We start from the raw sequence: 994 nt of genomic DNA, 5'->3' as shown, positions 1-994 counted from the left end.
GTATGATTTGAAACAGAGAAAGGGTGAAAATGGAAAAATTTGGTTTTTATCTGCGGATCGTATCAGTGGACCAGAATCTTCACTTCCTGATCCGAAAGATCCGTTAGTTTCTGGTGGTCTGTCGACGACTCCTTCAGTTGATGCTGTACTCTCTACAGGGGTAGCTCCTGGACTTATTTTTAATAATGAGTTGGAAATTGTGCGTACTGGCAGAGGGGTTCTGGACAAAAACAAGAAAGACATAGGCTTATGGACTTATGCGATTAAGAGCAGAGACCGCATTGCTACAGGTCATATGCATTTTAAGCTTGAGCAGACAGGTATAGTGGTTGGCGCTGATCAGTTGAACGAATTAATGCATGGAAAGTTGTATGTTGGTGGTTTTGGCAGTTATGATCAAGGACGCGTTGCACATGCGCGAGGTGGTGACAGTGATCTCAACACTTATAGCGTTGGAGCTTACGCAACGTATTTTGATCGTCGCGGATGGTATCTAGATGGTGTTTTGAAATATAATTATTATCGTGATAATTTAAAAGCTCTTTCAACGAATGGTCTAGACGTTCAAAGTAATTATAATCAGTGGGCAATAGGTGGGTCATTTGAAATGGGCTGTCGTTTTGAACCAGCGCAGAGCACTTGGATGCAACCTTATGTCAAATTAACAGGTTTGCAAGTTGCAGGTAAAAAAATCATACTTTCCAATGGAATGACAGCTGATATAAGTTCATTGACTTCATTACGTAGCGAAGTTGGATTAACTGCAGGGCATGAATTTATTATGAATGCAGAAACTTTATTAACAGCTTATATTACGGCAGCTTGGTTGCGTGAGAATATAAATAATAATTATACGACAATTAATAACCGGCATAAATTTATTACCGATTTGTCAGGAAATGCCGGTAAATTGGGAATAGGTTTAAACAGTTTTGTTAATGATAACTTAACGCTTTATGCAGAAGCGCATTATCTTAAAGGACATAAGATTAAG

1 protein-coding gene is annotated in these 994 nt (G+C 38.9%); it reads left to right on the top strand.

The window, feature by feature from the left end; genetic code table 11:
* On the top strand, positions 1-994 hold a 994-nt coding region (locus tag ACFINO_RS10000), incomplete at both ends, for an autotransporter outer membrane beta-barrel domain-containing protein (protein WP_375655664.1).

Source organism: Bartonella sp. AA83SXKL, assembly GCF_042196965.1.
Lineage (GTDB): Bacteria > Pseudomonadota > Alphaproteobacteria > Rhizobiales > Rhizobiaceae > Bartonella.
This window is presented reverse-complemented; position numbering and strand designations above follow the sequence as displayed.